Genomic DNA, 25946 nt, shown 5'->3' on the forward strand with positions numbered 1-25946 from the left:
TGCTAGCTTTTTTCATTGTTTAAGACGATTTTCTTTATGATAATCTTTAAAAACAAGTGGGGAGCAACTTGAGAACGAGGGATTCCAAAGCAAGTAACATCCTTCTAACTTTGAACTAAGGGCTCTGAGCGCAAGTTGAATGCCTCTAGTTTCAAAGGAGGCTGTCCAATGAAAGTTGTAAGAAGAGGCAAAGTTCGATTCCTTCCCACAATCACTCCTGAACCGTTAAATATCGCTCCTAAACGCTTGAGACTGGGAATCTTAGAGGCCAACATGTTATAATTAAGGGAAGTTAGGAGGCTTGCGAATGTTTGAAATTATTATTTGTGAAGATAATCCGGCGCATTTGGAAGCAATGGTGACTTATGTGAAGAACTATCTTGTAATGGAAGAAGATCTTCCCATTCGCCTGGCTCTTGCGACGCCGGAGGCTGCAGAAGTAGTCGCTTATGCTAGGCAGACGAGCGCTAGGCAGGACAGCCTTTACTTTATTGATGTGCGCTTGGGTGAGCAAATGAGCGGCCTAGACTTGGCTCGTAAGCTTCGTCGCTACCAGCCCCAGGCCAAGCTGGTCTTTGTCACAGCTTATGAAGAATACCTGCCCTTCACCATGACCTATCATCTAGAGGCCTTGGATTATATCTTGAAGGATGATTCGCACAAGATGCGGGACAAAATAATTGCCTGTATCCAGACAGCTTATGAGCGGAGCCTGGTTCAAGCGCAGAGCTTTCCCCCTTTTGTCATCCGCAAGGGGGCTCAAACCCAGGTGATCCGGAGCGCAGCGATTAATTTCTTTGAGACCCTGCCTGCCCACCGTATCCGCCTCGTGGGTCCGGATGCTCTCGTTGAATTCTATGATTCCCTCAAAAATATCGAAGCGGACTATCCGCAATTCGTTCGCTGCCACCGGTCCTACCTAGCTAATGTTGAGAATATTCAGGAGTTAGACAGCAAGGAGCGCCAGCTGACCTTTATCGATGGCAGTGCCATCCCCTTCTCTAGGGAACGTTACGACCAGCTGGTGGAAGCCATGGCCAATTATTCCAACCAGTGTCCGCGTTAAAGCAAAAAAACGACCGTCCCACTTAGTCTGCTAGACTAAATTGGGCTGGTCGTTTTTTCTTAGGCTGAGGGATCGCTTATTGGCGTTTCTTCAACCAATAGGCGAGGGGGAGGAGTAAGAGGGCAAGGAGGCCTGCAAATGGCCACTTGCTCGCTTGCTGGTTTTCCTTGTCTTCTTTTTCTTTGCTGGAATGAAGGCTTTCGGACTCTTGGCTAGCTTCAGCGGGAGCTGCTTTCGCCACTTCTTTCTGGTCTTGGCCAGCTGGGCGGTTAGGGTCAAGCCTATCATCATCTACGGCTGCTTGGACAGGGCTTTGGAAGATCTGGGCGATGGCTTCCTTAAAGTTGAGACCTTGTCTGGTGCGCAGGGGACGATCTTCTGGCGATAGGTCACGCGCGGTATCTGCCTCCTGGTTAGGATTTGGACGGAGGAAGCGATCCTGGAAGTTTTGGATGAGCTGGGCTAATCCGCCTGCTTCAGGCCGGTCATCTTGCTTAGCCAGCTGGGTCTGCCGTCTGACGATACGCTGGCTCGGACGGTTGATCCAATCTTTAAGACTTTGGCTGAGTCGTTCAAGCCAAGAGATGTCTGGCGAAGTTTGGCTAGCTGGCTTCTCTTCTGCTGGCTGGTCTGGAGAAGTGGAACTTGGGTTAGAAGGGGCTGGGCTTGTCGCTTCAGGCTGGTCAGCTTCTTTAGCTTGACCTCCTGCTTCGTTTCCTGGTCGGGCAGTTTCTTCTTTATTAGCAGGTAGGGTTACCTGACTTTCTTCATAAGGCTTGTCCTTAGTGATGTCATCATGGTCCTCTATTCCTTGACTCGCTCCAGCTTCCGATGCTTCTTCTGATGGGTCCGGCTTGTGGTCTTGATCAGGCAGCTTGACCTGGTTGCCTTCATAAGGTTTTTCCTTGGTGAGGACTTGGCGGCCGCCTGTTCCCTGGCCACCCTGGCCGAAGTCATCGCCGATATAGCGGTAGACCCGGTCTGGATGGTCTAAATCGGTATAGAACTTCATGGTATAGCTTATGAATGGGACAGGGCTTTCGAGGCCGAATTGTTGGACCCGGTAGCGGCGTTGGCTCCTATTATAGGGATTGTCTGCCCCACTGATATTGGTCAAGGTTAGGATATAGTCGGAAGTCCCTTCGACAGGCTCAGTCTGATAGTAGAAAGCCTCGAAGCCGGATGGCTGGCTAGGGGATTTGAAGATGTAAAAATTATCCGCAAAAAGAATGGGATAAGCATAGGACCCTTCAAATGTGCTGGAAGTTGGCAGGATATTGAAGATGTTGGAGATATCGACAGGGCCTTTGCCTTCCTCCTGGCTACGAATTTTCTCCGCCTGAGTGAAGAAGGGCCGGGCTCCGCTTGCCTGGTCGGATTTCGGTAGGCTAAAGACTTTTTCCACGCTTTCGCTGTTGCTCTCTGGATCTGAGTTGACCAGGCTGAATTTGACCTGGTAGGAACTATCGTCTTCAGTGAGAATCTCCTTGCGCCAAACTTCTTTCCGGAAGGTCACCCGAGGCAGGTAGAGCTTACCGACCAACTTATCGCCATACCGGTAGTGGGTGAGATGGATGAGCTCTGTCTTATCATCAATCTTTTCCCGCTGGGTTTCTTTGGCATAGTAGTGGGCAGGGTCGTCCGTGTCCTTGGTCAGGATGAGGTCGAGGTCGCTTAGCACATTAGCTTGTGATGCGGGCTGGCTTTGCTTTTGGACCCATTCGTCAGTAAAGTTGAGGAGCTGTTGGTAGTGGTAGCGGGTTTGCTTGTCATCGAGTGCTTCTTTGGACACCCGCCAGTGGACTTTGAAAGTCTTCGTATCCAACATGGGTCGGTCCGTATATTGGTAGATGAGGTCGACTTGGTCCTTGTTCTCTTGGGGGATGACAAACTTCGACCATTTAATTTGATTGGTAAGTCTGCCTTGACTATCTAGCCTATGATAGGTCAGTTGTTTAGAAGGGAGGTTGAGGATCGGGTCCTAGCCATTTTCAATTTGCTTCCAATTGACCCCCAGCCAGTAGGGATTGAAGCTGAGCAGCTCTTCATCTGAGGGCCCTTCAGGACTATGGGGGAGGTCTTGGTAGATGAATTCAGAGAAAGGATTCTCCTTGTCTTCAACGATGAAGTAGTAGCGGTCATCTTCTAAGATGCCAGGACGAGGGGAGAGGGGCTCTTGAACGGTCTCCTTGTCGATCCGCCGCCAGACCCGTAACTTACCGAAGTCCTGGGGATTGGGGGTCCAGTTCTGGATCCCGTAGAGGAGGTCGCGGTCATTGGCACTGGGGAGGGGGCCCAGGATGGTGAAGCGGTAGTGGTTATCCGAGTTGGCCTTTTCGGGGATAATCTGGTGCTTGCCTTTGGGCGATTTAGAGAGAGAACGCACGGGGAAGCTAAAGTAGCGGTCCCAGGACTCTCTAGGTAAGCCCATGAGATCCCAGTGAGTAACGACTTGCTTCTCCGCCTCTTGGCCGCTTAGGCCCTCCTGGCTAAACTTTTGGTAGGGAGGCAGGTCAGCCTGGCCCTGGTCTTGGCTGTGGTCAACGATTCGTTCCAGCTGGCGGTCCAAATTATAGTGGAAGATGAGGCTTGACGCCTGCTCAGGATCTTGTGGTTGGTCATTGACTTCGTAAGAGATGATCCACTTGTGGTCTTGCTGGAAATTGGGGTTGCTGTAGCTGACTAGGAGCTGTTTTTGGTCAGCTGAGAGTTCGATTTTGCGCAACCACTCGCTGGGTGGTGTGATGTTGGCGAGCCGCTGTTGGCTGGCTAGGTTTGCGGGGAAGGTGCCGGGCTTATCATTATTGTGATTAGTCCAAGCATAAGGGTAGTTGATGAGTTTATCATTGGGCAAGCCTTTTTTGATCAGGGCTTGGAAGGGGAAGGGAAGCTGGTCGGTTGGTGTTGAGGAGGGGTCGATTAGCGGGGAGTAGTGAGACCGGCTGATGACTGGTTTGTAGGCTTGACGGTGCTTTGAAGCGGGCTTAGGCGCTGACTTTGAATCTGCTTTGCTTTCTTGAGGAGCACTTGCCTTGCTTTCCTCGCTTGCCTTAGGGGTGTCTTGGACAGAACTTGGCTTAGGTGCTTCCGTGCTTGGATTCCCCTCTTGAGCTTCAGTCTTCGTGTCAGTTTGCTTTTCCAGGCTGACACTTGTGTTAATAGTTGCCGCTGGTCTTTCGCCTTTCTTTTCGGCAGCTGGGGTCTCTGCTTCTGTCGGGCGATCGGTTGACAGCTCAGCTGGGCTAGAGGCTTCCGGTTGACTTTCCTTGGCCTGGACGTCTGGAGTCGTTTCAATGGGAGCAGCTTGGACCTCTTGGCTAAGGAAGAAGCAGAGGCTGGCGCTGCAGGCAAGAATTTTAAGAATGTCTTGTTTTAATTGTCTTTGCATATGGTTTCTCCTTATAATGGTAATATCTTAGTGATATTAATATAACATTTTATTAAATTTTTAACTAGTTTGAACTAAGGAGGTGGGCCATGTTTGCTTATCTAATGAGCCACTTGACCCTCTATGATTTTGTTTTTCAGGCCCTGGTGGTCTACAGCTGTCAGTTCTGGGCTAAGGGGAAGCGGTCTCTGACCAGCTACCTGGTCTTGTACGGGCTCTTATTATCAACAGCTCTGAATCCGCTAATTGTGAGCTTAAATTTCTATATGACCTTTAACTTCCTCCTAGTAGCAGCCTGGCTCTACTGGCAGTGGCGAGAGCTGACCCAGGTGATGGCGATGACGGCCTTGATCTTTGTTAATATTTCTTGCCAGGATTTTTATTACTTTAATATTGTTTACGAAAGCCTCCCATACGGCACACTGGGACATTTTATACTTTGGCTCCTGGGATCGATTCCCTTGATCTGGGGGCTCAGTCGCTTGGAAGATTGGCTTTGGCGGACATATTTCTCGGGTTCAATCCGCCGCCACATTACTTTCCTGCTCCTGACGGTGGGCCTGGCCTTCCTGATTTATTTTCCTGCTTTTGTCCGCGACTTCCAGAAGGTTTCAGACATTAATTCGGCGACCTGGATTTATTTGGCCCTGACCAACCTTCTCTTATTGATTTTCCTGATTTTTGCGGCGGCCCTCTTCTATCAGGGCACGGAGAGGATCCGCCAGGCGGAGCGCCAACAAGCTGAGCAACGCTTGGATGCGGAGTATGGGCGCTTAATCCGCCAACAATACAAGGAGATGCGACGCTTTCGCCATGACCTGAAGAACCTCTTAGTGGGCTTCGGAGGTTATATTGAGTCCCGGAATTGGGAGGGCTTGGCGAGCTATTACCAGGCGCTGAAAGCAAGCGGGACCAGTTTGGACCTAGCGGAAGACCACCCCATCTTTGATTTGGTAGACTTGCCGAATGATGCCTTGAGGGAACTGGTCCAAACCAAGCTGAGCTTAGCCTTGGCCTACGATATCCCGGTCCATGTCGAAGTGGCCGAGGACCTGCCCCAGATCCAGGATGGCGTGGCGGGCCTGGTTCGGATCGTTGGTATTCTCCTGGACAATGCCATTGAGGAGTCTGAAGGCTTTGACCAGGCAGACCTGACCTTTGCGGTGGAAGCGGTGGAAGGCTATCTCTCCATTAGTGTGGCCAACCGCTGCCAGGATCCCGACCAAGTGAGGGCGGTTCTCCAGAAGACGGGCCAGTCGACCAAGGCTAGTCCGGGCCAAGACCGGGGCTATGGCTTGGTTAATGTTCAGCGCCTGAGTGAGGCTCAGGGGATCCAGCATTTTACCAGTTTTATGGGTGACATCCTGGTCCAGGAGCTCTTGATTGATTTGAATGCATAAGAAAAAGCGACCCTGTCAAGGAGGTCGCTTTTTATCTTAATGAGGTATAGCTTGATATTTAGCGGAGGGACATGAGAACGTCAATTTCGTCTTCGTTGAGGCCGACCATGGCTTCGCCTAGGTCATAGGAGACTTCAGCGATGACCTCGGGCTGGTCGTAGTGAGCAACGGCCTTGACGATGGCCTGGGCCCGTTTTTCAGGGTTGCCGCTCTTGAAGATCCCGCTGCCGACGAAGACGCCTTCTGCTCCGAGTTGGCGCATGAGGGCTGCGTCTGCTGGCGTTGCTACGCCACCGGCAGAGAAGTTAGGAACAGGGAGCCGACCTTCTTGGTGGACGAAGCGCAGAAGCTCGATTGGCACCTGGAGCTCTTTGGCCTTGGTGTAGAGCTCGTCTTCCTGGATGGCGCGGACACTGGCGATTTCTTGGTTGAGGGTGCGGAGGTGTTGGACGGCTTGGACCACGTCACCCGTCCCGGCTTCCCCCTTGGTTCGGATCATGGCTGCCCCTTCGCTGATGCGACGGAGGGCTTCTCCTAGGTTGCGGCAACCGCAAACGAAGGGCGTCTTGAAGTCGTGCTTGTTGATATGGTTGGCATTGTCGGCGGGAGAGAGCACTTCCGATTCATCGATATAGTCGATCTTTAGGGCTTCGAGAACTTGGGCTTCAACGAAGTGGCCAATCCGCGCCTTAGCCATTACAGGGATGCTCACCGCTTCTTGGATCTTTTGGATAATGGCTGGATCGCTCATCCGACTCACCCCGCCTGCCTTGCGGATATCGGCGGGTACGCGTTCGAGCGCCATGACTGCTACGGCACCTGCTGCTTCGGCAATTTTGGCTTGTTCAGGGTTGATCACATCCATGATGACCCCACCCAGTAATTGATCGTTAACTTCTTGGAATTTTGTCATGATTGGGCCTCCTTTTTCTAATGCATTTATTATAAAATAAGTCTGTAACCTTCTAAAGGTACAAAAGCTATTAAAAAAAGGGGTACAGATGTGATGTTATCGATTGACTTTAAGCCAGGCGAGAAACTTTATGAACAGATTTATGACCGTTTGAAGGCGGCTATTTTGGCTGGCTACTATCAGAGTGGGGACAAGCTGCCTTCCTTCCGGGCCTATGCCGACCACTTGGGCGTTAGCTTGAACACGGTCAAGACGGCCTACTTCCAGCTCTTGGAAGAGGGTTATATTATTTCTAAAGAACGCTGTGGTTTCTTCGTGGATAAGATCGAACTGGATCATCTGGGACCGAGAGAGGCGGTCTATCCCCAGTATCTTGCGGAGGTAAAAGAGGCGTCTGCTTGGCGTTATGACTTCTCGCCCTCAGCGGTTGACCTAGAAGGCCTGGCTCGGACCGGTCTCCAACAAGCGGCCAGTCTGGGAATGGCCCAGGCTAGTCGCTACCAGCAGGCCAATCCCTTGGGCGAAGTGCCCCTCCGCAATGCCTTAGCCCACTATCTCTATGAATTCCGGGGCCTGGCCACTTCGGCTGAAAATATCGTGATCACCCGGGGCTTTTCCCATAACTTACTGGCCTTAAACCAGGTCTTCGGCCATGCTTGTTATGGCCTGGAAGATCCTGGCTATGCGCTGAACCTAGCTAGCCTGCACGCGAATTTTGAGCAGAGGGAGAAGATCCCCATTGACCGCTATGGTTTCTCGGTTAAGGACCTGGAGCAGACCCCAGCCAATATTGCGGTGGTCTCTCCCAACCACCAGTTTCCCACCGGGCAAGTGATGGGGGTCCGCCGTCGCCAGCGCTTGTTGAACTGGGCGTCTGAGCGACCCGACCGCTATATTATTGAGGATGACTATGACTCCGTCTTCAAATATGCGGGGCGGCGGATTCCTGCCATGAAGGCTATCGACCGGGACGACCGGGTCATCTTATCGGGATCCTTCTCCAAGTCGATTGGGCCTTTTATGGGCTTAGCCTATATGGTCCTGCCAGACGCTCTCTTGGACACTTACGCAACTTGTGCAGATCTCGGCTTGACCCCCTCGATTGCTAGCCAGTTGACCCTCAGCCAGTGGATGGCGGAAGGAGCCTTCACCAAACATGTCAACCGGATGAATACCCATTACCGGAAGAAGCAGGGGCTGATCATCGACGCCCTCCAAGAGCTGCCGGGGCTATCTTTCACCCAGGCGGATACCGGCCTCTACCTGGTCTTTCGCTTAGACCCTGACTGCTATAATCTGAACCAGCTGACCCAGACCTGGCAAACAGAGGGGTTGAAGATCGACAGTGTGGCTAGCTATTGCCGCCAGCTGATCTGGCCCTGGGCAGACTATCTCCTCGGCCTGGGCGGCGTTCCCCTAGCTGACCTGCCCCAGGCGATGGAAGTTCTTCGTCAGAGTTTAGAGGGGAGCCGGGTGTGAGTTTTTACTAAATTTAAAAATGATATCCCCTTCTTTACTAGCACAAAAAGCTTTATAATTGAATAAAAAAGGGAAGGGGAAGCTCCTATGAGAATCCTAATGATCTTAGCCCTTTTATGGGGGATTCAGCTACTGATAAATCTTACCGGGCTCCGTTTATCTTTTGGGAAGGCTTTCCTGGATGCCCAAGCAAATAAACGCTGTCTGAAAATTTATCTGATTTTTTTAGTTAGTATGCTTGGACTGATCATCCTGGAAGTCTATGTCTTGCCGCTTGCTTTCTTCTGCTGTGTCCTTTCTCAATTTCTTAAAAGCTACTCCCGGACTTTAGAAGACCTCTATGTCGCGGGGACTACCTATCTAATTGTCTTTATCCCTCAACTAGTCTTTGTCTGGCAGATGGTGAAAAATTTGTTTCAAAACAAGGAGAGACGATTTAGCTTCAGTTGGTTTTTGACCATTTTCTGTATCCTTCTTCTCTTAACCACAGCCTGGGCCATCCTGATCCCTATCACGGCCATTGCCTTATATGGGGTGTGATGATTTGATCTCACTTTGTCTTTTTGTTAGTTTGAAAGTGAAAGCGAGGGAGATCGGTAATGAAGCGGATCGAAAAAATTATGAATGGCTATGTTGTTATTCTAGTGTGTATGATTTACTTCCTAGGACGCCTCTTGGATTTCGCTTTGGGGCAATCATTAAGTGAAGTAGTCTGGTCCTTTGAAAATTTCATGTATTTACTGGGTCTAGCGACCTATCTGTTTTGTTTAATCAAAATGAAGCGTGATGGGGTCATTGATAGTATTTGGTGATAAAATTTAGCTTAATTGCTATTTAGTTGAATAAAATTAGATTTTTGAATTATAAGATGAAGTCGTTTAAACAGTGTTTTTAATTTAGGTTGTCGGTATTAATAGCTGGTTAATTTTGAGCAGTAGTGGAGTTTTGGATGTGATCGTTAGCCATGAAAAAGCAAGGCCAGGGTGTAAAGGATAGCGGGAGAAATAGACCTCTGGAGCAAAGAGACAGAGAAGACTAAAAGTCTTCGACGGCTCTTTGTGAAGAGGAGCTATTTCTGCTAGCCTGAACCCGACTAGATGTGAATTACGGATAGTCGGCGTAAGCCGTTACTAGCCGTTTGAAGCTCGCTAGGCGAGAGACCTTGGCTCGAGCCGGTGCTGCTTTAGCTGTAGGAGCAAAGCGACGTACGGATAAAGTACGAGACGGCATTAGCCGTTCTCGATCCCTTAAAATTTAACGATCACATCCAAAACGGAACGGATGCTCACTCATGCGAATTGGTTTAGAAGTAAATAAAAGAGAAGCTACAATTCCAGTCTTGGCTTTGTAGCTTCTCTTAATTTATGTAATTTTTTACCGGTCCGAATTAATCTTGAGGTCCTTGAATTCAGGCAGGGCCAGGTTAAGGCAGACACCGACGATGGCGGCTAGGGCGGTCCCAGAGAGGGAGAAGACGCCGACTTGGAGGATGGCGCCGCCCAGACCTAGGACGAGCATGGCGCTGGCAATAACTAAGTTGCGGACTTGGTTGAAGTTCACCCGGGCTTCGATGAGAACCTTCAAGCCGTTGCTGGCGATGACCCCATAGAGGAGGATGGACATCCCACCTAGTACGGAGGCGGGGATGGTTGAGATGAGGGCAGTAAACTTGCCCAGGCAGCTCAGGATAATGGCGATGATAGCGGCATTGCGGATGACGCTAACAGAAGATACCCGGGTCAGACCGATAACGCCTGTATTTTCCCCGTAAGTGGTGTTAGCAGGCCCACCTAGAAAAGCAGAGACGGCCGTTGCCACCCCGTCCCCGATCAGCGTACGGTGGAGGCCGGGTTTTTTCAAGAATTCACGGCCACAAATTTCGCTAAGGACAGTGTGGTCGCCGATATGCTCAGAGATGGTAACTAGGGCGACGGGCAGGATGGCAATGGCTTCAGGACCGAAGTAGAAGTGATAGTTATCGAAGAAGGGGGTCTGGAAAGGGAGTTGGAATTCGGGGAATTGGAACCAGGCCGCTTCATGGACAGGAGTGAAATCCACGAGGCCCAGGCAAGCAGCAGTAATGTAACCGCCAATCAGGCCAATTAGAAAAGGAATGACCCGGATAAAGCCACGTCCGTAGACGTTAACGAAGGCACAGATTAGGAAAGTTACGACAGCGACCAACATCTGCTGCCAGGTCCCATCTGCAGTAAAACCCGCATTGCTGACGGCGGAAGAAGACAGGCTTAGACCAATCACAATAATCATTGGCCCAATCACGATAGGGGGCAAGAGCCGGTCGATCCAGCCGGTGCCCAGAGCTTTGACAAGGAGGGCGACCAACACATAGATCACACCAGTCAGAATAACCCCGGTCTGGGCAGCTGAAATGTCGCCGCCTAGTTGTTTAATGGCATAGGACATGGCCCCGATAAAGGCGAAAGACGATCCCAAGTAAACAGGAACTTGGTGCTTGGTTGCGAAGTGGTAAATCAAGGTGCCTAAACCACTACAGAAGAGGGCCACTGAGACGGGTAAACCCAAGATGAGCGGCACCAGAATCGTTGCTCCAAACATGGCGAAGACGTGCTGGAAGCTGAGCAGTAAACCCTCCGCAAAGGGCGGGGTGTCCTCAATATCAAAATTCATGCGTAACTGTTTGGTGTTCATTTCCATGACTTCATCCCTCCATAAGTCAATATCCAATCATTGATTAAGAGCCAGCCTAAAACTGGCCAAACTTTTGAAATTATACCGCATAAAAATCCCTTATTCAAGAGAAGGTTAAGAAAAAATTAAAAAAGAAGGGTGTGAGGGCGCGCGGTTAGCCTCCTTTCACTGGAGCAAGTCACCAGAGCAGTCTGCAAGACTGCGGCGGAGACTTGTGAAGTGACAAGAAAGCTGCGCGACCGAACCCGACTATAAGGGTGTGAGGGCGCGCGGGTAGAAGTGGAGGAACTTTCAAGTGAGCCCGATGTTAGTCACTAGTCCGCTAACCAAACGATTTATTCTCAATAATGAAAACAATCTAGCAAGGCCAAAGGGGCCTTGCTAGATTGTTAGTCCGTGGGGAAGTCTATCATATGCTAGCTTACAAGAGCAGCTTTACTGATTTGCCTCAATGATTCGAAACGAAAGGATTTTTGTCACATGCTTTTGGCCTAATCAATAGAAACAGCGGTCCCGCTACAGGTTACCATGAGCATGCCGTTATCTGCGCCAAGAACCTCATAGTCCATCTTAACGCCAACAACAGCATTGGCACCTAATTCCTCGGCCCGCCCCTTCATTTCGTTAAGGGCTTCTTCGCGGGCTTGATTGAGCTCCTCCTCGTAGCCTTGTGACCGACCGCCGAAGATATTGCGTAAGCCGGCACCGATATCTCTAAACATGTTAATCCCAGTAATCACTTCACCAAAGACAATGCCGTGGTAGGCTTGGATGTTTTTGCCTTCAATTTGGGCAGTGGTTGTGCTAATCATGAGGCCATCTCCTTTTCTATTTGTAAGTGCTTTCTATAGTTTAATCATAACAAAGAATGGCGCTAGAAAAAATACTGAGCTTTAAAATATTTTGTCTTGTGGGACTGTTGCCGATTCTATTTGCATGCAAAGTACTTGAGCGCTAATAGAGCACTCTTATTTGTACACAGGGCTTCCGGGTGTAAATAGAGACTTGTTATTTGTATATAGAGCAGGTGAAGGCAAATAGAATTCGGCTATCTGTATACAGAGCCATCGAGTGCCAAAGAATGCTGCTATTTGCATATAGAGCTGCTCAGTGCAAATTGGAAAACTGCAAGCTTCCTCACACCCTAGTCGGGTTCGAGGATGCAGAAAGGCCTCCTCTTCTAACCGCGCTCCCTCGCACCCTGGTATAGTCGGGTTCGCAGTTGCAGACTTGAAGTGACTTCACCCAATCGGAACGATCGGCTAAAGCCGCTCTTTTCCGTTTGGGCTCCAGTCATTCCAGTCTGAGCGCAACTGCTCACACCCTGTAGTCGGGTTCGACTTGGCAAACTTGGAGTGATTTCACAAATAAGAAACGAGCGAATGCTTCGCTCTTTTTCTTATTTGCTCCAATCATCCAAGTTTAAGCGCTAAGTCTCACACCCTGGTATACTGTTTGATTTTGGGGAGGATTTTTTCGCCAATGAGGATGATGGTTTTTTTGATTTCGTCGAAGGGCATGCCGCCGTTGTCGATTTGGGCAATGTAGCGTTGGTTTTGGTAGGCTTCGTGTTGGGCTAGGACTTTATCGATGATGAAGTTGGGTTCGCCGACGTTGATGACGCTGCGTTGGTCTTGGCCTTGGGCGAAGAGGCGTTTGGAGATGCCGCGTCCGTTAGCTAGGCGCAGACCCTGGTCGACGCAGGGGTAGTAGAGGCGGTAGGCTTCCTTCATATCTTCGCGGGGGAAGAAGAAGCCGCCGGTTGAGACGGGCAGGTTTTCTGCTCGGTAGCCCGCTTCCTTAGCTTGGCGGCGGTAGACGTCGATATGGATTTCATAGGAATCGATAGTGCCCGCCAGGTGAGCTAGTTGAAGGGGGACGCCGCGTTGTCCAGCGCGTTCAGCAGATCCTAAACTCCCACCGACAGCTTGCCAGATGGGAAGGCCCTGGTCAGGATTTTGGGGCCGGGGGATGATCTTTTGTTCCTTCAATTCAGGGCGGAAACGGCCTTGCCAAGTGATGGGGTTATTTTCGTTGATTGCTAGTAGGAGGTCGAATTTTTCATCGAAGAGGTCCTCGTAATCGGCGAAATCGTAGCCAAAAAGGTCAAAAATTCCCAGGCGTGATGCCCGACCGCCAACGATTTCCATCCGACCATCGGAAATTAAGTCGATCGTCGCTGCTTCTTCAAAGACACGGACAGGATCTGCCGTTGATAAGATGCTGGCGGCTGATCCAAGTTTTATCTTTTGCGTTTTAGCCGCAATAGCGCTGAGAATAACGAAGTGGGCCTGGGAGATGAAATAATCCTGGTGGGACTCGCCCAACATAAAGCAGTCCAAACCAGCTTCTTCAGCTAGGACCGCCATCTCGATAATTTCTTTGATCCGTTCCTGGACGCTGGTCTGCTGGCCGGTGAAGGGGTTGGGCATATGTTCACCTAGGCTGTAGAGACCGAATTCCAGGCCTTGACTGGGGTCGAATGAAGGCAGGATATGATGTGACATCTGAGGGCTCCTTTCTGTTTTTATCTTAGGAAAAATCGGGACTAGCTAGGCTTTGTAGCCAATCAAAATCTCTAAATCAATAGTCATTTCTGTGAGCTCAAGGGCTGCCTGCCGCTCTTGGTCTGAGGCGTGCCACATGAGCGGGGTCATCTGGATGAGCTCAGCTATGAGATCAGGTGTCATGGCGACTTGGTCATGGTAGTGGAAGCTCTCCATCTCTGAGAAGCTGTCTTGGAAACGTTGGCGGCTCTGGCTGGGATCTTGGGCAACGTCTTCTTGGTCGAGAACCAAGCGGCGGAGCTCGATGAGATATCTTGGCCCCGGGATGATCTTGATAAAGGGGGCGCCGGCCTTTAAGACCCGTTTTACTTCTTGGTAGTTAGAAGGGGAGAGGATGGTCAGGGCTAGGTCCAAAGTCTTGTCGGCGAGCGGAATCTGGGCCAGGTCAGCCACAGCCCAGAGTGCCTGGCTGGATTGCTTGGCTGCGCTTTGGATGCCAGCCTTGGCCAGGTCCAGACCCAGACTGTGGACTTCCTTGTCTCCGAACTGGGTCAAGAAGTCTAGCAGGTGGCTGCCTTCGCCTGTTCCCAGGTCGGCTAGGAAGATAGGGCCTTGGGGCAGTTGGGCAGCGATACTTTGGTAGGCCTGACTAAGGGCTTGCCCGTAGAGCTGGTTTTCGCCCATAACGACTTGGCGGGCTTGGAAGAGGTCAGCGGTATAGTGCTTCTCTTGGTGGTTGGGGGCTAGGTTGATATAGCCCTGCTTAGCTAGGTTGAACTGGTGGCGGTTGGAACACTGGAGGTCTGGATTCAGGCTTTCTTGGCAGAGGGGACAAGTGAGTCGTCCCTGCCAAGCTTGGATTTTTGCTTGGGCGCGTTGCTTTTTACTTTGCATAATAGGGACCTTTCCTTTAATATTAATCATGTGAGACTGTGACAAAAGTCGCTTAGGCCTGACTTTTGGAACAGCTTTTTGCAAAAAGTGTGTTATTTAAAAAGAGGTCAGATTTTTGTGCCAGCCTCTTTAGAGCTATCTTATCATAAATAAGAAGGTGTCTCATGTTTAGAAGAAAACGAATCTATGAAGCTATGGAAGAGTCGGATGGTTACCGGGTCTTGGTCGACCGACTCTGGCCACGTGGCGTTAAGAAAGAAGAGGCCCAACTAGATGCTTGGCTCAAAGAAATCGCTCCGTCTGCGGACCTGCGCCAGGTCTACCACCAGGGCGACTTGGACTTTGATACCTTTAGCCAGGCTTATGAAGGGGAATTAGAGGCGAATGAAGAGATCCAGGAAGCCTGCTTGGACCTGGCCCGCCGTGCGCGCGACCACCGGGTGACCCTCCTCTATGCCAGTAAGAATGAAGAGGAGAACCATGTCCTTGTCCTTGAAGCCTATCTCGCTTCGTTACTTAAGGGCATCCGGACAGACTTGGAGGGAGACTAAAGCATGAAACGAAATTATTATAGTTTAGGCATTGGGGGTTTGATGGCTCTGGTCGCCTTGCTACTGGAGCTACTCTTTCCGGATTCAGCTTTGGCCTTGATCTTTGGACGGCCAGCACCTTTTGCGACCGGTTGGCCCTATTGGCTTTACTTTGTCTTGATTATGGGACTGGCCTTCACCTTAATGACCAAGGCCTATGATTTAATCGATCTCCGCCTGCCAGGGAATGCCTTCTACAAAACGGTGGTCTATGTGGCCTGCGAGCTCTTGCTCTGGCTCTTGTATACAGCGGAGCCCCTGCCTCATTTGGATCTGACCAGCCTGACTATTAATCTCTTGAAGGGCTTTATTATTTTCTTGGTCCAGTATCAGTTAATTCGTCGCTACTTGGCCACCGAGCGCTACCATTACCAGCGTAAGGCCTTCCTGTATTGGCGGGGGATCGCAGTCTTTACGGCGAGTTTTGCGGTCTTTCGAACCCTGGGTAATCTCGCCTTCGACCTCTACCAATTGCCCCGCAACCTGATGGCCTTCTCCATCCTATGGGCCTCTTTGATGGGTTTTGCGCTGGGGCTCGTCTTTTGTTTCCTACAGAGGTATCTCAGTAAGCAGGACAAGAAGGGCAAGACCTTCCAGTTTAGCTTTAACTTCTTTAGTCCCCTAGTGATTAGCTACCATCTCTTCTTGGTCTTGAGTTATGACCTGGATGCGGTGGGGATTTTGATCCGGATTGCCCTGGATATCCTTGCGGTACTTGTTGCCAGCTGGATTGTTAGCCAGTGGCAGATCGACGAATTTATTGACTATGACCAAGCCGACAGTCAGACTTAAGGAGGGACCAAGATGATTAATATCAAACGTATGGGCATACTAGCTCTGGCCCTGATCCTGGCGGGTATCCTCTATGTCCTCTGCCAGAAACTGGGCCTGCCTGACTTCCTTACACGCGTCCTAGCTGCCCTGACCTGCCTAGGCCTCTACCTTTTCCTAGCTGACCGCTTGCTCGAGCAAAAATAAAACAAAGCGCCTTCCTCGATTGACTTCAATCGATCGAGGAGGCGCTTATTTGTTTGGGTACTTTATTAGCTAGGATGGGGTGGTTTAACTGCCAAGTCTCTCACCCTTATTAGTCGGGTTCGAGGATGCAGAAAGGGCTCCTCTTCGCAAAAGGGAACGACCGGCTACAGCCGTTCTTATCCCTTTTACTCCAGAGCTCCCTTTCTCCCGCATCCTCTTACACCCTTATTATAAATAAGACATGATGATATAGTTAAGGATAAAGAGGAGGCTGGCGCCCCAGATGACGGGGTGGACTTCTTTAGCGCGTTTGGTTACGGTCATGGTCAGGCAGTAGAAGATAAAGCCGGCTGCAATCCCGTTTGAGATGGAATAGGAGTAGCCCATGAAGACTGAGGCGAAGAAGGCTGGGACGGCGATGGAGAAGTCGCCCCACTCGACTTCACGGAAGGATGACATCATGAGGACGCCGACCAGGATCAGGGCAGGGGCCGTAGCGGAAGCTGGCACCAGGCCGATAAAGGGGGCGATGAAGATGCAGAGGAAGAAGCAGATACCGGTGGCTAGGCTGGTTAAGCCGGTCCGCCCACCTGCTGCGATGCCGACCGAACTTTCTGCGAAGACGGTGGTGTTAGAGGTCCCGAAGATGGCTCCCATGGAAGTCCCTACTACGTCACCGAAGAGGGCCTTGTCCAATTTTGTATTGGATCGGGTGTCTAGGTTATCGATATCTTCTTTGGAGAAGATGCCTGTAGCCCGCCCGGTGCCGATAAAGGTCCCAATGGTATCGAAAATATCGGATAGGCTGAAGGCGAAGATGGTCACTAGGACCAAGGGCAGGCGACTGGGGTCAGAGAAGAGGGAGAGGAGCCCTTCTGAACCAAAAGCAGCCCCAAAAGTGATACCGAGTTCCTTAAAGGAGTTGGCCAAACCCGCTTGGGCAAAGTCTACCTGCTGGAGGAGCGAAGGGTCAATAATCAGTTGGAGGGCAGTGGTCGCCACAATCCCGATTAGGATAGCCCCTTGGATATTCTTAGCCATCAAGATAACGGTCAGTACCAGGCCGAAGAGAGCTAGAAGGGTTGAGGGCTCGGTAAAAGTTGCGATTTGTGGTAAGGTTGACCCATTGCTTGAGACCGCTTGGACCCCAGCCTCATAGACTTGCTGGCCAGCATCATAAGGAGCGCCGTTAACCTGCGTGATGGCAGCCGCATCGGCTTGGAAGTGGATCAGGTTGGCTGACTTCACTCCGATATAAGCGATGAAGACCCCAATCCCTCCAGAAATAGCATGTTGGATAGATTCCGGGATGGCGCTAATAATCACCCGACGGATATTGGTCACAGTGATGGCAATGTTGACCAAGCCGCAGATGAAGACCATAGCTAGAGCTTCCTGCCAGGTGAAGCCCAGGCCCATGACCACGGTGAAGGTGAAGAAGGCATTCAGTCCCATACCGGGGGCTAGGGCGTAGGGCACATTGGCGTAGAGGCCGATGAAGAGGGTAGCGATACCGGAAGCAAAAAGGGTTGCCAGAAAAACCCCTTGGTAGGGCATCCCCGTTTGTGACAGGATAGCCGGGTTCACGAAAATAATATAGCTCATGGCGAAGAAGGTGGAAATACCTGCCATGATCTCGGTTGACAAGCTCGTGTGGTTGGCTTCTAGTTGAAAGAATTCTGCAATTTTATTAGTCACAATGATTCTCCTTATTACGAATTTACTAATGAACGTCCTTATTATAGCGGACAAAGGAGAAAAAATAAAGGTAATTGCGAATATTTACATTTATAAAACTTATTAATGTTCGTCATTAGGAGGGTTACAATGAAAGAAATCTTATCTTTGGGGGATAGTTTGGTCGCTTGTGGCCGCAATCCCGATGATTTGACTAGCCTGGGCCACGGTTTTGTAGGTGCACTGGCTAAAGACCAGGCAAGTTATCGTTTTTTAAATGGTGGCTACAATGGGGCTCGTTTGGCTGATGTGAACTTTTATCTGTTGGAGACACTGGCAGGCTGCCAGAATTTGGCGGGAGTCATTCTTTGGCTTGGGATCAATGACCTGGGGCGCCAGCTGGGGACTTCAGACGGCGAATGGAACAATTTTGTATTATCTTGGCAAGACCAGTATGGCCGCCTGGTCACTTTATTACGGGCACAGCTTGGTTGGGATCTTCCTATCTTACTTTTAGCCCCTGTTGCTGTCCGAACTGAGCCGCGTCAGCTCGATTTGGTCCAGGCTGTCCGAGAGCTGGCCTCCTCCAGGCACTTGACCTTTGTAGATCCCAATCGATGGTTGACACCGGAAGATTTTATGCCGGATGGGATCCACCTCAAGGGGCGGGGCCAGGAGGAGGTCGCAAAGCATTTGGGAGACTGGGTCTCGCACTTAACTTAAGACAAAAATATGCTAAAATATAAAATAGAATGAATACGAGCTGTTTAAGCGGCTGCTACTGAGATAGGAGGACGGTATGGCGAAGGTAACGAACTTGACGTTGAGACACCAACTCATTTACCAAGTCTATTTAAGAAATTACAGCCCAGAAGCTAGCTTTAAAGCTTTAGAAGCTGATTTGGACCGTTTGAAGGACTTAGGCGTCGATTTAATTTTACTGTCGAGCATTTTTCCAAGCCAGCAAGAAACGGAAGGAGAGGGAGATAGCCTCTTCGTCCAAAGTTTTGATGAAATCGGGACAGAGTATGGCAGCATGGCCGACTTTGAGGATTTGGTCCAAGCTGTCCGACACAAGGGTATGAAACTGCTTTTGACCATGGAGATTGTGGCCCTGGCTATGGATGCTCCCTTGGTTCAAGAACGCCCTGACTTTTTCTTGCAGGGACTGGATGGGAACCTGTACAGCCGGCTTCCAGAAGCAGCCCCTGTTTATGACTTGAACTTCTCCAATCCTAAGATGTGGGATGCTTTGATTGAGCGAATGAAGTATTGGGCCCATTATGTGGATGGTTTCTATATTCCTCATTCCCAATTGATTCGCTCCGAATTCTTCTCTTCAGCTCGGGCAGAGGTAGGGGATGTCCACCCTTATTTCTACTGGCTAGGCGGCCAGATGTCGGGTTCGGAACTCCTTGACCTGCGCCTGCAGAATATTGACTTTGAAACAGAAGGAGAGATGTACAGCAACTTCGATGTCCTAGACATCCGCCCTCATGCTGGCCTTCTGGAACGTTACTATGACGGCTTGATGGACTTAGCTAATGTTGCCTTCCTGTTGAATATGCGCACTCTAGTTACTGCGTCAACCAGTGTCTTAAACCGAGGACTTGAATTAGAGGTGGGCCAACGTATCGCAGCCAAAGTGAAGAATTATTGCGAGTTAAGGAACTGGACAGCCTTTTCCTTCTTCCGTAAGGGCATCGCCCAGCTGATGATGGGTCAAGAGTACGGGACCAAAGAGCGGATCCCGATCCACGAAAAGAAAGCTATTACTTGGGATAAGCCCTATGATCTGACAGCGATGATCCGCCAGCTCATGCAATTGAAGAAGCGGGAAGTCTTCAAGTCGGGCTACTGTTTCCACCAGGCAGCGAGTGATGACTGGCTCTTGGTGAGCTATCACTTTTATAACCAGCACGTTTTTGGCCTCTTTAAGTTGAGAGGGGATACGAACGATGAGATTGAAGTTGAACTAGGGATTCCTGAAGGTAAATATGCTAATCTCTTAGGGGAGGGGCACTATGAAGCCAAAGAAGGACGAATTCATGTGACAGAAGGACCAATTATTATCTCCTATGATGGGGATATTCGAGTACCGCGCTAATAGAGAAGGAGATGCTTAATGTATAAACTTGCTGCTTTTGATATCGATGGCACCCTGGTAAATGATGAGAAAAAAGTTACCGAATCAACCCTCAGAGGCTTAGCCCACCTCCAAGACCAGGGCGTTCATGTGGCGATTTCTACCGGCCGTCCCCTCAAAGGTGTCCACAAGGTCCTTGACCAGATCGACCAGGACTTGGTAGACTATGCTTCCTGCTTTAATGGCAGTGTGATCTACAACCTTAAAGAAAACCGCATTATTTTTGAGAGCTATTTAGAAGTTAGTCAAGTCCATGAAATTACCCGCTTTGCCTTGGACCACGGGATGGATGTCCACGGTCACAGCGACAGTCAGGTCTTGGTACACCGCGACCCTGTTGATCAATATGTGGGTGTTGAATCGGGTATCCTCGATATGCCGATCGCTCAGATAGACTTCCTAGCCGATGATGTCCACTTCCCTAAGTTGATGATTACCGGAGCAGCCGAACGCGTTCTTGAAATCGAAGGAGCAATTCCGAGCGACTGGTACCAACGCTACAACATCGTCAAGAGCGAACCCTACTATCTCGAATTCAACCCTAAAGAATCCAGCAAGGGCCTGGCCCTCAAACACCTCTGCGGCATCCTAGACGTTGACCAGTCCCAAAGCATGGCCTTCGGAGACCAAGAAAACGACCTCTCCATGATCGAATGGGCAGGCTGCGGCATCGCCATGGGCAACGCCATCCCCGCCCTCAAAGACATCGCCAACTACGTCACCCACGACAACAACACCGACGGCATCGAACACGCCGCCAAAACATTGATGAAGTAAAGGGTGTGAGCAAGAGCGCTTAGCTTTGGATGCTTGGAGTAAGTTGGAATAAGTGCAAGTCCGCTTGCACGTTTCTAACTTGCGAAAGCACGCCAAAGCTGCTCTTGCGAACCCGACTACAAAGGGCGTGAGAGGATGCGGGAGAAAGGGACCTCTGGAGTAAAAAGCCAGAGAAGGCTGAAAGCCTTCGATGGACTTTTATGAAGAGGAGCCCTTTCTGCATCCTCGAACCCGACTAAAAAGGGTGTGAGCAAAGGCGGTTAGAAAGGAATGAATGGAGGCAAAAGGGATAAGAACGTCTTTAGCCGGTCGTTCCCTTTTGCTGAAGTCACTTCCTTTCTGCCTTTGCGAACCCGACTAAAAGGGTGTGAGGGCGCGCGGGCTAGCGGTCAGCTCATTCATGCCCATTGCCAGTCTTTAATCCACAATTGAAGTTTTTGAGTGTGGGTTGGTCAGTTTCAACCCACAAACGAGGCCTAGGAGTGTGTGTTGGCGCGCTCCAATCCACAAATGAGACCTTTGAGTGTGTGTTTACCCATTCTAACCCACAAACGAGGTCCAGGAGTGTGGCTTAGCAGCCTTCTATACCCAAACAGGAGCCTCGAAACTGTCCAGTAGGGGTCAAGATGCCAGGAAATCGCTTAACGATGCAGATAAAGGAGGAAGTTTAGCTTGCTCGAGAAAATTTATCATATTTTTCAGTCTTATGAAGCCCAACCTCTGGGGATTGACAAGTATTACGCAGTCTTAATTCCCTTAGTTGTCATTGACGAAGAGCTTTATATTCTTTATGAGAGTCGGGCGGCCGATATTTCCCAAGGAGGGGATACGTCTTTTCCTGGTGGCCGGGTCGAGGAGGGTGAGAGCTTTAAGGAGGCCGCGGTTCGTGAAACAGTGGAAGAATTAGGCTTAACTCCCGATAAAATTGCGCTTTTGGGTGAGATGGATTATGTTGTGGAGCGCGACCGAGTGATTGCTTGCTTCGTGGCCCAATTGAACATTGATAGCTTGGAAGACTTAGCGGTCAACCCGGATGAAGTGGCCTATCCTTTCCTGGTGCCCTTCATGAAGCTCTTCCGCCAAGAAACCAAGACCTATACCTTTAGCCATGAGCTCCAGATCGACGCGGACTTTCCCTATGAGAAGATTCCTGGGGGCAAGGCCTACCCCTTCCGTAACCGTCAAGTAACGGACCAGGTGCCCTTCTATGATGTGGATGATGAAGTCCTCTGGGGTTTAACTGCCCGGCTCACCGAACGCTTGATGGACATTGTCCGAACGGGCGAGGCCGATATTTTTTCTGGAAAGCTTTGATTAGACTGAGGAGACACTAATGCACGAAAAAAAAGTCTACCGCCTAGCTATTGTCAGCCTCCTAACGGCTGTCTTGTTGCTGCAAACCTTTATCCCTTGGCTGGGCTATATTCCTTTAGGGCCCATTAGTATTACCATTGTTCAAATTACCGTCATGCTCGGTGCCAGCCTCTTTGATAAGCAGGTGGGGACCATGCTGGGGGGGATTTGGGGTGTCCTGGCTTGGTTGCGCCATTTGGTTCAACCGACCGTGGTTTCGCCGGTCTTTATTAACCCCCTAGTTTCGGTCCTGCCCCGGCTTTTGACCGGTTTTTTGACGGCGGTTTTAGCCAGCTACTTGAGGAAAAAGTTCTCTGGACGCTGGGTTTATGCCCTGATTGGAGCTGTGGGCGCCCTTTGTAATACGGGGCTCGTGATGGGGGCTATCTACCTCTTTGCCCGGGCGGCTTATGCTCAGGCCTTGGGAGTGAGCGAATCGGCCATTGTATCGATCATCTTAGGAGTGGTCCTGACTAACGGCTTAGCTGAGATGCTGGCCTCTGCCCTGGTCTTGCCCCTGCTCGCCCAAGCCCTTCAAAAAGTACTCAAATAAAATTTTACTCAGAAAAGGAAGCGATTGTAATGAAACACTGCAAGGAAACGCGTGTTGTCCAAACCCACCGAATTATGCCCCAAGAAACCAACAGCTTCGGCAATATGTTTGGGGGCCAGCTCTTGTCCCTCGTTGACAATAGTGCCTCCGTCTCGGCGTCGAGGATGTCGCGGACAGTTGTCATGACGGCAGCTATGGATAAGATGAACTTTCTTGCGCCCCTCCCCGAAAATGATTCCGTCTGCGTGGAGAGTTTTGTCTCCGGAGTGGGCAAAAAGAGCTGCGAGGTGTTTGTCAAAGTCCTCGGGGAACACTTAGCCACGGGTGAACGTTATATTGCGGCGACTTCTTTTATGACCTTTGTCGCGATTACGGATGACCCCGACTTCCATATGCCGGAGATCGTGGCAGATAGTGAGGAAGAAGTAATGATTTGCTCGGGCTATGACCAGCGCCGGCAAGAACGACTCAACCAGCGCCAAGCCGACCAAGCCCTCCACGAGAAGTTGACCAAGCAAGTCTTCTGGTTGGATGAAGACTACTATAAGTCCGGAAATTAGAGTTGACTTTCTTTCGAAATTCGGTCACAATAGAAGCAAGCTGCAGACCAGTAGTGTTGCTATGGGTGAAGAGAGTGTTTGGTGCTGGGAAAACACCCCCGCTGGCAAGATGAACCTCCTGCATATTACTGGCTTGGAAACAAGCTACGGGGCGCCCCGTTACGGCGCAATGAGTGAAGTGATAAACTTAACGAAGGTGGTACCGCGGATTTTCCGTCCTTTTAGGATGTGGGAATCTGCGTTTTTTTATGGAGAGAGAAAAGGAGAGACAAATGAGTCAAGAAGAAACAAACTTACAACAAACTGATTTTTCCAAGTGGTACTTACAAAGTATTCAGAAGGCCGACCTATTTGCCTATGGGCCTGCTCGGGGGACCATGATTTTCAAGCCCAATGGTTATTTCTTATGGAAACAAATTAAAAAAGCCCTGAATGACCAATATGAAGCGAGTGGGGTAGAAGAGGTTTACTTCCCTATGCTGATCCCCCAAAGCTTCTTTGAGAAGGAAGCCGACCACGTGGAAGGCTTCGCCCCTGAACTGCCTTGGGTGACTAAGGCGGGTGACGAAGAACTAGAAGAACCCCTCGCCCTTCGCCCAACCTCAGAGACCCTCTTCGGCAATGCCATGAGCGACTGGATTAATTCTTACCGCGACCTACCGATGGAACTTAACCAGTGGGCCAATGTCTTCCGCTGGGAGAAACGGACCTTCCCCTTCCTGAGAACTTCTGAATTTCTCTGGCAAGAAGGCCACTGTGCTTATGCGACAGCTGAAGAAGCCCATGAGCGGGTCCTCCACTTCTTGAAAATCTACCAAGATGTTGTGGAGAACCTTCTGGCTATGCCGGTTTATACAGGGGAGAAGACGCCTTCTGAACGTTTTGCTGGCGGGGATAATACCTATTCTCTTGAAGCCATGATGAAAGATACTAAGGCTGTTCAAGCTGCAACTTCCCACTTTTTAGGCACCAACTTTGCTGAAGCTTTCGACATCAAGTTCTTAAATGAGGATAACGAACACGTTCACGCTTATACCTCCTCTTGGGGCGCTTCGACTCGCTTGATTGGGGCCATGATCATGACCCACGGCGACGAAAAAGGAGTTGTCTTCCCACCTAAGATGGCTCCTGTCCAAGTGGCCCTCCTACCCGTCGGCAACCTGAAGAAGAACCCTCAAGTCCTTGAAAAATTGCGCGAAATAGAAGCAGAATTGAAGGCAGCGGGCTTCCGCGTGAGCTTAGATGATTCCAATAACTCACCTGGCTACAAGTACAATGAAGTGGAAGTGAAGGGGGTTCCTCTCCGTCTGGACTTCGGCCCTCGTGATATGGAAAATAATAGCTGCATGATCAAGATGCGCGACCAAGATGACAAGGAAGCTGTGGCTTTAGACGACCTTGTCGCAACGGTCCAAGACAAGCTAGACGCTATGCAGACGCGCCTTTACGAAAAAGCTGACCAATTCCGCAAGGCCAACGAGCACTATGATATCGACACCATGGAAGACCTCCAAGCCCACCTCGATAAGTGCCATGAAGAAGGCCAATACCCAGGCTGGGTGCTAGCTGGTTGGGACGGTACGGAAGAATCCGAAGCTGCGGTTAAGGAAGCTACAGGTTTTACCACCCGGAACATTCCTTTCCATGCTCCTGTTGAAAAAACCGTCGACATCTATTCAGGTAAACCTGCCAAGTATACAGTTTGGTATGCTCGTGCTTATTAATTAGAATCTAGAAAAGCTGAAAGCCAGCAAAACACCCCTAATGGGGTTGTTTTGTTGGCTTTTTCTGGTTGTTAGCGGGGAGTTGATCGCGAACTTTTTAATGAGATGTTTGTTTGTGAGTAGGGGTTGGCAAGTTGCGAATGATGATCTTGTTTGCGAGTAGGATCTTGGCAAGTTGCGAATGGGACCTCCGTTTGCGAGTAGGATCGCTCCAACTTGCAAACGAGGCTTCGATTAGCAAATAGAGTCGCGTCAACTCGCAAACGGAGCTCTGATTAGCAAGTAGACTCGCACCAACTCGCGAATGGCCCCTTGCTTAGCAAGTTGGTCTCCCGCTAGGCAAGCTGCTTGGCCTCACCATAAGGAAAACAAGCTAGCGAGGGTTTGCTAGCTTGTTGATCCTTATATTATGTTTTTATACATTGATTGTGCTATGTTTCTCTTGGAGTTGGCTTGAGCACCATCCTCCGCACCCTGTAGTCGGGTTCGCAAGAGCAGCTTTGGAGCGCTTTCGCAAGTTGGAAAGGTGCAAGCGGGGCTTGCCCTTATTCCAACTTACTCCAAGCATCCAAAGCTAAACGCTCTTGCTCACACCCTTATAGTCGGGTTCGATCGCGTAGAAGTGGCTCTTCTTCACAAAATCCCTGCGAATTCTTTCAGTCTTCTCTGGTGCTTTGCTCCAGAGGTCCACTCCTACCGCGCACCCTCACACCCTTATAGTTGGGTTCGACTTGGCAGACTCGGAGTGATTTCACAAGTAAGGAACGAGCGAATGCTTCGCTCTTATCCTTACTTGCTCCAATCATCTGAGTCTAAACGCCAAGTCTCACACCCTTATTTTATTTCGATCCAGGTGTTTTGTTTGATTTCGGGGAAGGGCTTGTCTTCGAGGTAGATGGTGCCGGGGATTTCGGCTTCTGTTGCACCGTTGGCTTTGAAGGTGACGTGGTTGATGGTGCGGAGGTTTTTCTCAGCGATGTCACCGACTGCGGTAATTTCGAAGCACTGGCCGGAGATGCAGAGACATTGGCCGGCTTCGATGTGGCCTGGGAAGTCGATGTCTGTGATGAGGACACTGTAGTTTTTGACTTCGGACATGACATCAGCGTTGGAGAATACGAGGAGGAGTTTTTCTCCGAGGAAGCGGTCGACAGCTTGGCCGACATTGGCGATTTTGGCTTTGAATTGTGTTGGCATATTGGGTCTCTCCTTTTTATTTAAGCCTGAGCTAAAAAATCTTTTCTCTTCAAGTATAACTTAGTCTTATAGCA

General features: G+C 50.1%; 23 protein-coding genes. 14 read left to right on the forward strand and 9 right to left on the reverse strand.

Annotated features, from left to right (window positions below; translation table 11 throughout):
* Window positions 1-307: 307 nt before the first annotated feature.
* The gene (locus QP339_RS08275) at window positions 308-1066 is read left to right on the forward strand and encodes a LytR/AlgR family response regulator transcription factor (RefSeq protein WP_070618072.1); all 759 of its coding nucleotides are present in this window, start codon (window positions 308-310) and stop codon (window positions 1064-1066) included.
* Between the two features lie 76 nt (window positions 1067-1142).
* On the opposite strand, the gene QP339_RS08280 is transcribed toward QP339_RS08275, so the two are convergent.
* Window positions 1143-2894, reverse strand: coding sequence for a hypothetical protein (locus tag QP339_RS08280; protein ID WP_284911115.1), 1752 nt, complete (start codon window positions 2892-2894; stop codon window positions 1143-1145).
* Window positions 2895-3047: 153 nt separating this feature from the next.
* On the reverse strand, window positions 3048-4454 hold the full coding sequence (locus tag QP339_RS08285) for a hypothetical protein (RefSeq protein WP_284911116.1): 1407 nt from the start codon (window positions 4452-4454) through the stop codon (window positions 3048-3050).
* 89 nt (window positions 4455-4543) lie between these two features.
* Here QP339_RS08285 and QP339_RS08290 point away from each other — a divergent pair, with 89 nt between their 5' ends.
* The gene (locus tag QP339_RS08290) at window positions 4544-5854 is read left to right on the forward strand and encodes a sensor histidine kinase (protein ID WP_284911117.1); all 1311 of its coding nucleotides are present in this window, start codon (window positions 4544-4546) and stop codon (window positions 5852-5854) included.
* A 58-nt stretch (window positions 5855-5912) separates the two neighbouring features.
* On the opposite strand, the gene pdxS is transcribed toward QP339_RS08290, so the two are convergent.
* Window positions 5913-6767, reverse strand: a complete 855-nt coding sequence (pdxS, locus tag QP339_RS08295) for a pyridoxal 5'-phosphate synthase lyase subunit PdxS (RefSeq protein ID WP_284911118.1) — start codon at window positions 6765-6767, stop codon at window positions 5913-5915.
* A 93-nt stretch (window positions 6768-6860) separates the two neighbouring features.
* Here pdxS and pdxR point away from each other — a divergent pair, with 93 nt between their 5' ends.
* Window positions 6861-8246 (forward strand): MocR-like pyridoxine biosynthesis transcription factor PdxR, encoded by a 1386-nt coding sequence (pdxR, locus tag QP339_RS08300; RefSeq protein WP_284911119.1) that lies wholly within the window; start codon window positions 6861-6863, stop codon window positions 8244-8246.
* Between the two features lie 87 nt (window positions 8247-8333).
* Window positions 8334-8786, forward strand: coding sequence for a hypothetical protein (locus tag QP339_RS08305; protein WP_284911120.1), 453 nt, complete (start codon window positions 8334-8336; stop codon window positions 8784-8786).
* Between the two features lie 834 nt (window positions 8787-9620).
* Here the strand turns inward: QP339_RS08305 and QP339_RS08310 are convergent.
* The 4 genes from QP339_RS08310 to QP339_RS08325 all read right to left on the reverse strand — a co-directional run bounded on the left by QP339_RS08310 (window position 9621) and on the right by QP339_RS08325 (window position 14317).
* On the reverse strand, window positions 9621-10916 hold the full coding sequence (locus tag QP339_RS08310) for a uracil-xanthine permease family protein (protein ID WP_284911151.1): 1296 nt from the start codon (window positions 10914-10916) through the stop codon (window positions 9621-9623).
* Window positions 10917-11407: 491 nt separating this feature from the next.
* Window positions 11408-11728, reverse strand: a complete 321-nt coding sequence (locus QP339_RS08315) for a putative heavy metal-binding protein (RefSeq protein ID WP_067973897.1) — start codon at window positions 11726-11728, stop codon at window positions 11408-11410.
* Window positions 11729-12352: 624 nt separating this feature from the next.
* Window positions 12353-13423, reverse strand: a complete 1071-nt coding sequence (locus QP339_RS08320) for an LLM class flavin-dependent oxidoreductase (RefSeq protein ID WP_284911121.1) — start codon at window positions 13421-13423, stop codon at window positions 12353-12355.
* A gap of 45 nt (window positions 13424-13468) precedes the next feature.
* Window positions 13469-14317 carry a putative RNA methyltransferase gene (locus tag QP339_RS08325; protein ID WP_284911122.1) on the reverse strand — a complete coding sequence of 283 codons (849 nt, stop codon included), beginning with the start codon at window positions 14315-14317 and terminating at the stop codon, window positions 13469-13471.
* 164 nt (window positions 14318-14481) lie between these two features.
* Between QP339_RS08325 and QP339_RS08330 the strand changes: the two genes are divergently transcribed.
* The 3 genes from QP339_RS08330 to QP339_RS08340 are packed head-to-tail and all read left to right on the forward strand — an operon-like array spanning window position 14482 to window position 15885.
* Entirely contained in the window at window positions 14482-14868 is a 387-nt protein-coding gene (locus QP339_RS08330) for a DUF488 domain-containing protein (protein WP_284911123.1), read from the forward strand.
* 3 nt (window positions 14869-14871) lie between these two features.
* Window positions 14872-15699, forward strand: a complete 828-nt coding sequence (locus tag QP339_RS08335; RefSeq protein WP_284911124.1) for a hypothetical protein — start codon at window positions 14872-14874, stop codon at window positions 15697-15699.
* Window positions 15700-15711: 12 nt separating this feature from the next.
* Complete coding sequence (locus QP339_RS08340; RefSeq protein ID WP_168162709.1) at window positions 15712-15885, forward strand: hypothetical protein; 174 nt, start codon at window positions 15712-15714, stop codon at window positions 15883-15885.
* 228 nt (window positions 15886-16113) lie between these two features.
* Here the strand turns inward: QP339_RS08340 and QP339_RS08345 are convergent, their stop codons facing one another.
* Entirely contained in the window at window positions 16114-17571 is a 1458-nt protein-coding gene (locus tag QP339_RS08345) for an NCS2 family permease (protein WP_284911152.1), read from the reverse strand.
* Window positions 17572-17712: 141 nt separating this feature from the next.
* Between QP339_RS08345 and QP339_RS08350 the strand changes: the two genes are divergently transcribed.
* The 7 genes from QP339_RS08350 (at window position 17713) to proS (ending at window position 24675) form a co-directional block, all read left to right on the forward strand.
* Entirely contained in the window at window positions 17713-18285 is a 573-nt protein-coding gene (locus QP339_RS08350; RefSeq protein ID WP_284911125.1) for an SGNH/GDSL hydrolase family protein, read from the forward strand.
* A 76-nt stretch (window positions 18286-18361) separates the two neighbouring features.
* Window positions 18362-19669, forward strand: coding sequence for an alpha-amylase family glycosyl hydrolase (locus QP339_RS08355; RefSeq protein ID WP_284911126.1), 1308 nt, complete (start codon window positions 18362-18364; stop codon window positions 19667-19669).
* 18 nt (window positions 19670-19687) lie between these two features.
* A complete protein-coding gene (locus tag QP339_RS08360) occupies window positions 19688-20485 on the forward strand; it encodes a Cof-type HAD-IIB family hydrolase (RefSeq protein ID WP_284911127.1) in 798 nt (265 codons plus the stop codon).
* 672 nt (window positions 20486-21157) lie between these two features.
* Window positions 21158-21799 carry an NUDIX hydrolase gene (locus QP339_RS08365; protein ID WP_284911128.1) on the forward strand — a complete coding sequence of 214 codons (642 nt, stop codon included), beginning with the start codon at window positions 21158-21160 and terminating at the stop codon, window positions 21797-21799.
* A 19-nt stretch (window positions 21800-21818) separates the two neighbouring features.
* Window positions 21819-22391: an ECF transporter S component gene (locus tag QP339_RS08370; RefSeq protein WP_284911129.1), complete on the forward strand. Its 573-nt coding sequence runs from the start codon at window positions 21819-21821 to the stop codon at window positions 22389-22391.
* Window positions 22392-22420: 29 nt separating this feature from the next.
* Window positions 22421-22951 carry an acyl-CoA thioesterase gene (locus tag QP339_RS08375; protein ID WP_284911130.1) on the forward strand — a complete coding sequence of 177 codons (531 nt, stop codon included), beginning with the start codon at window positions 22421-22423 and terminating at the stop codon, window positions 22949-22951.
* A 272-nt stretch (window positions 22952-23223) separates the two neighbouring features.
* On the forward strand, window positions 23224-24675 hold the full coding sequence (gene proS, locus QP339_RS08380) for a proline--tRNA ligase (RefSeq protein ID WP_284911131.1): 1452 nt from the start codon (window positions 23224-23226) through the stop codon (window positions 24673-24675).
* An 834-nt stretch (window positions 24676-25509) separates the two neighbouring features.
* On the opposite strand, the gene QP339_RS08385 is transcribed toward proS, so the two are convergent.
* Window positions 25510-25872 (reverse strand): PTS glucitol/sorbitol transporter subunit IIA, encoded by a 363-nt coding sequence (locus QP339_RS08385; RefSeq protein WP_070619342.1) that lies wholly within the window; start codon window positions 25870-25872, stop codon window positions 25510-25512.
* Between the last annotated feature and the right edge of the window lie 74 nt (window positions 25873-25946).

Source organism: Aerococcus sp. UMB7834 (genome assembly GCF_030215145.1).
Lineage (GTDB): Bacteria > Bacillota > Bacilli > Lactobacillales > Aerococcaceae > Aerococcus.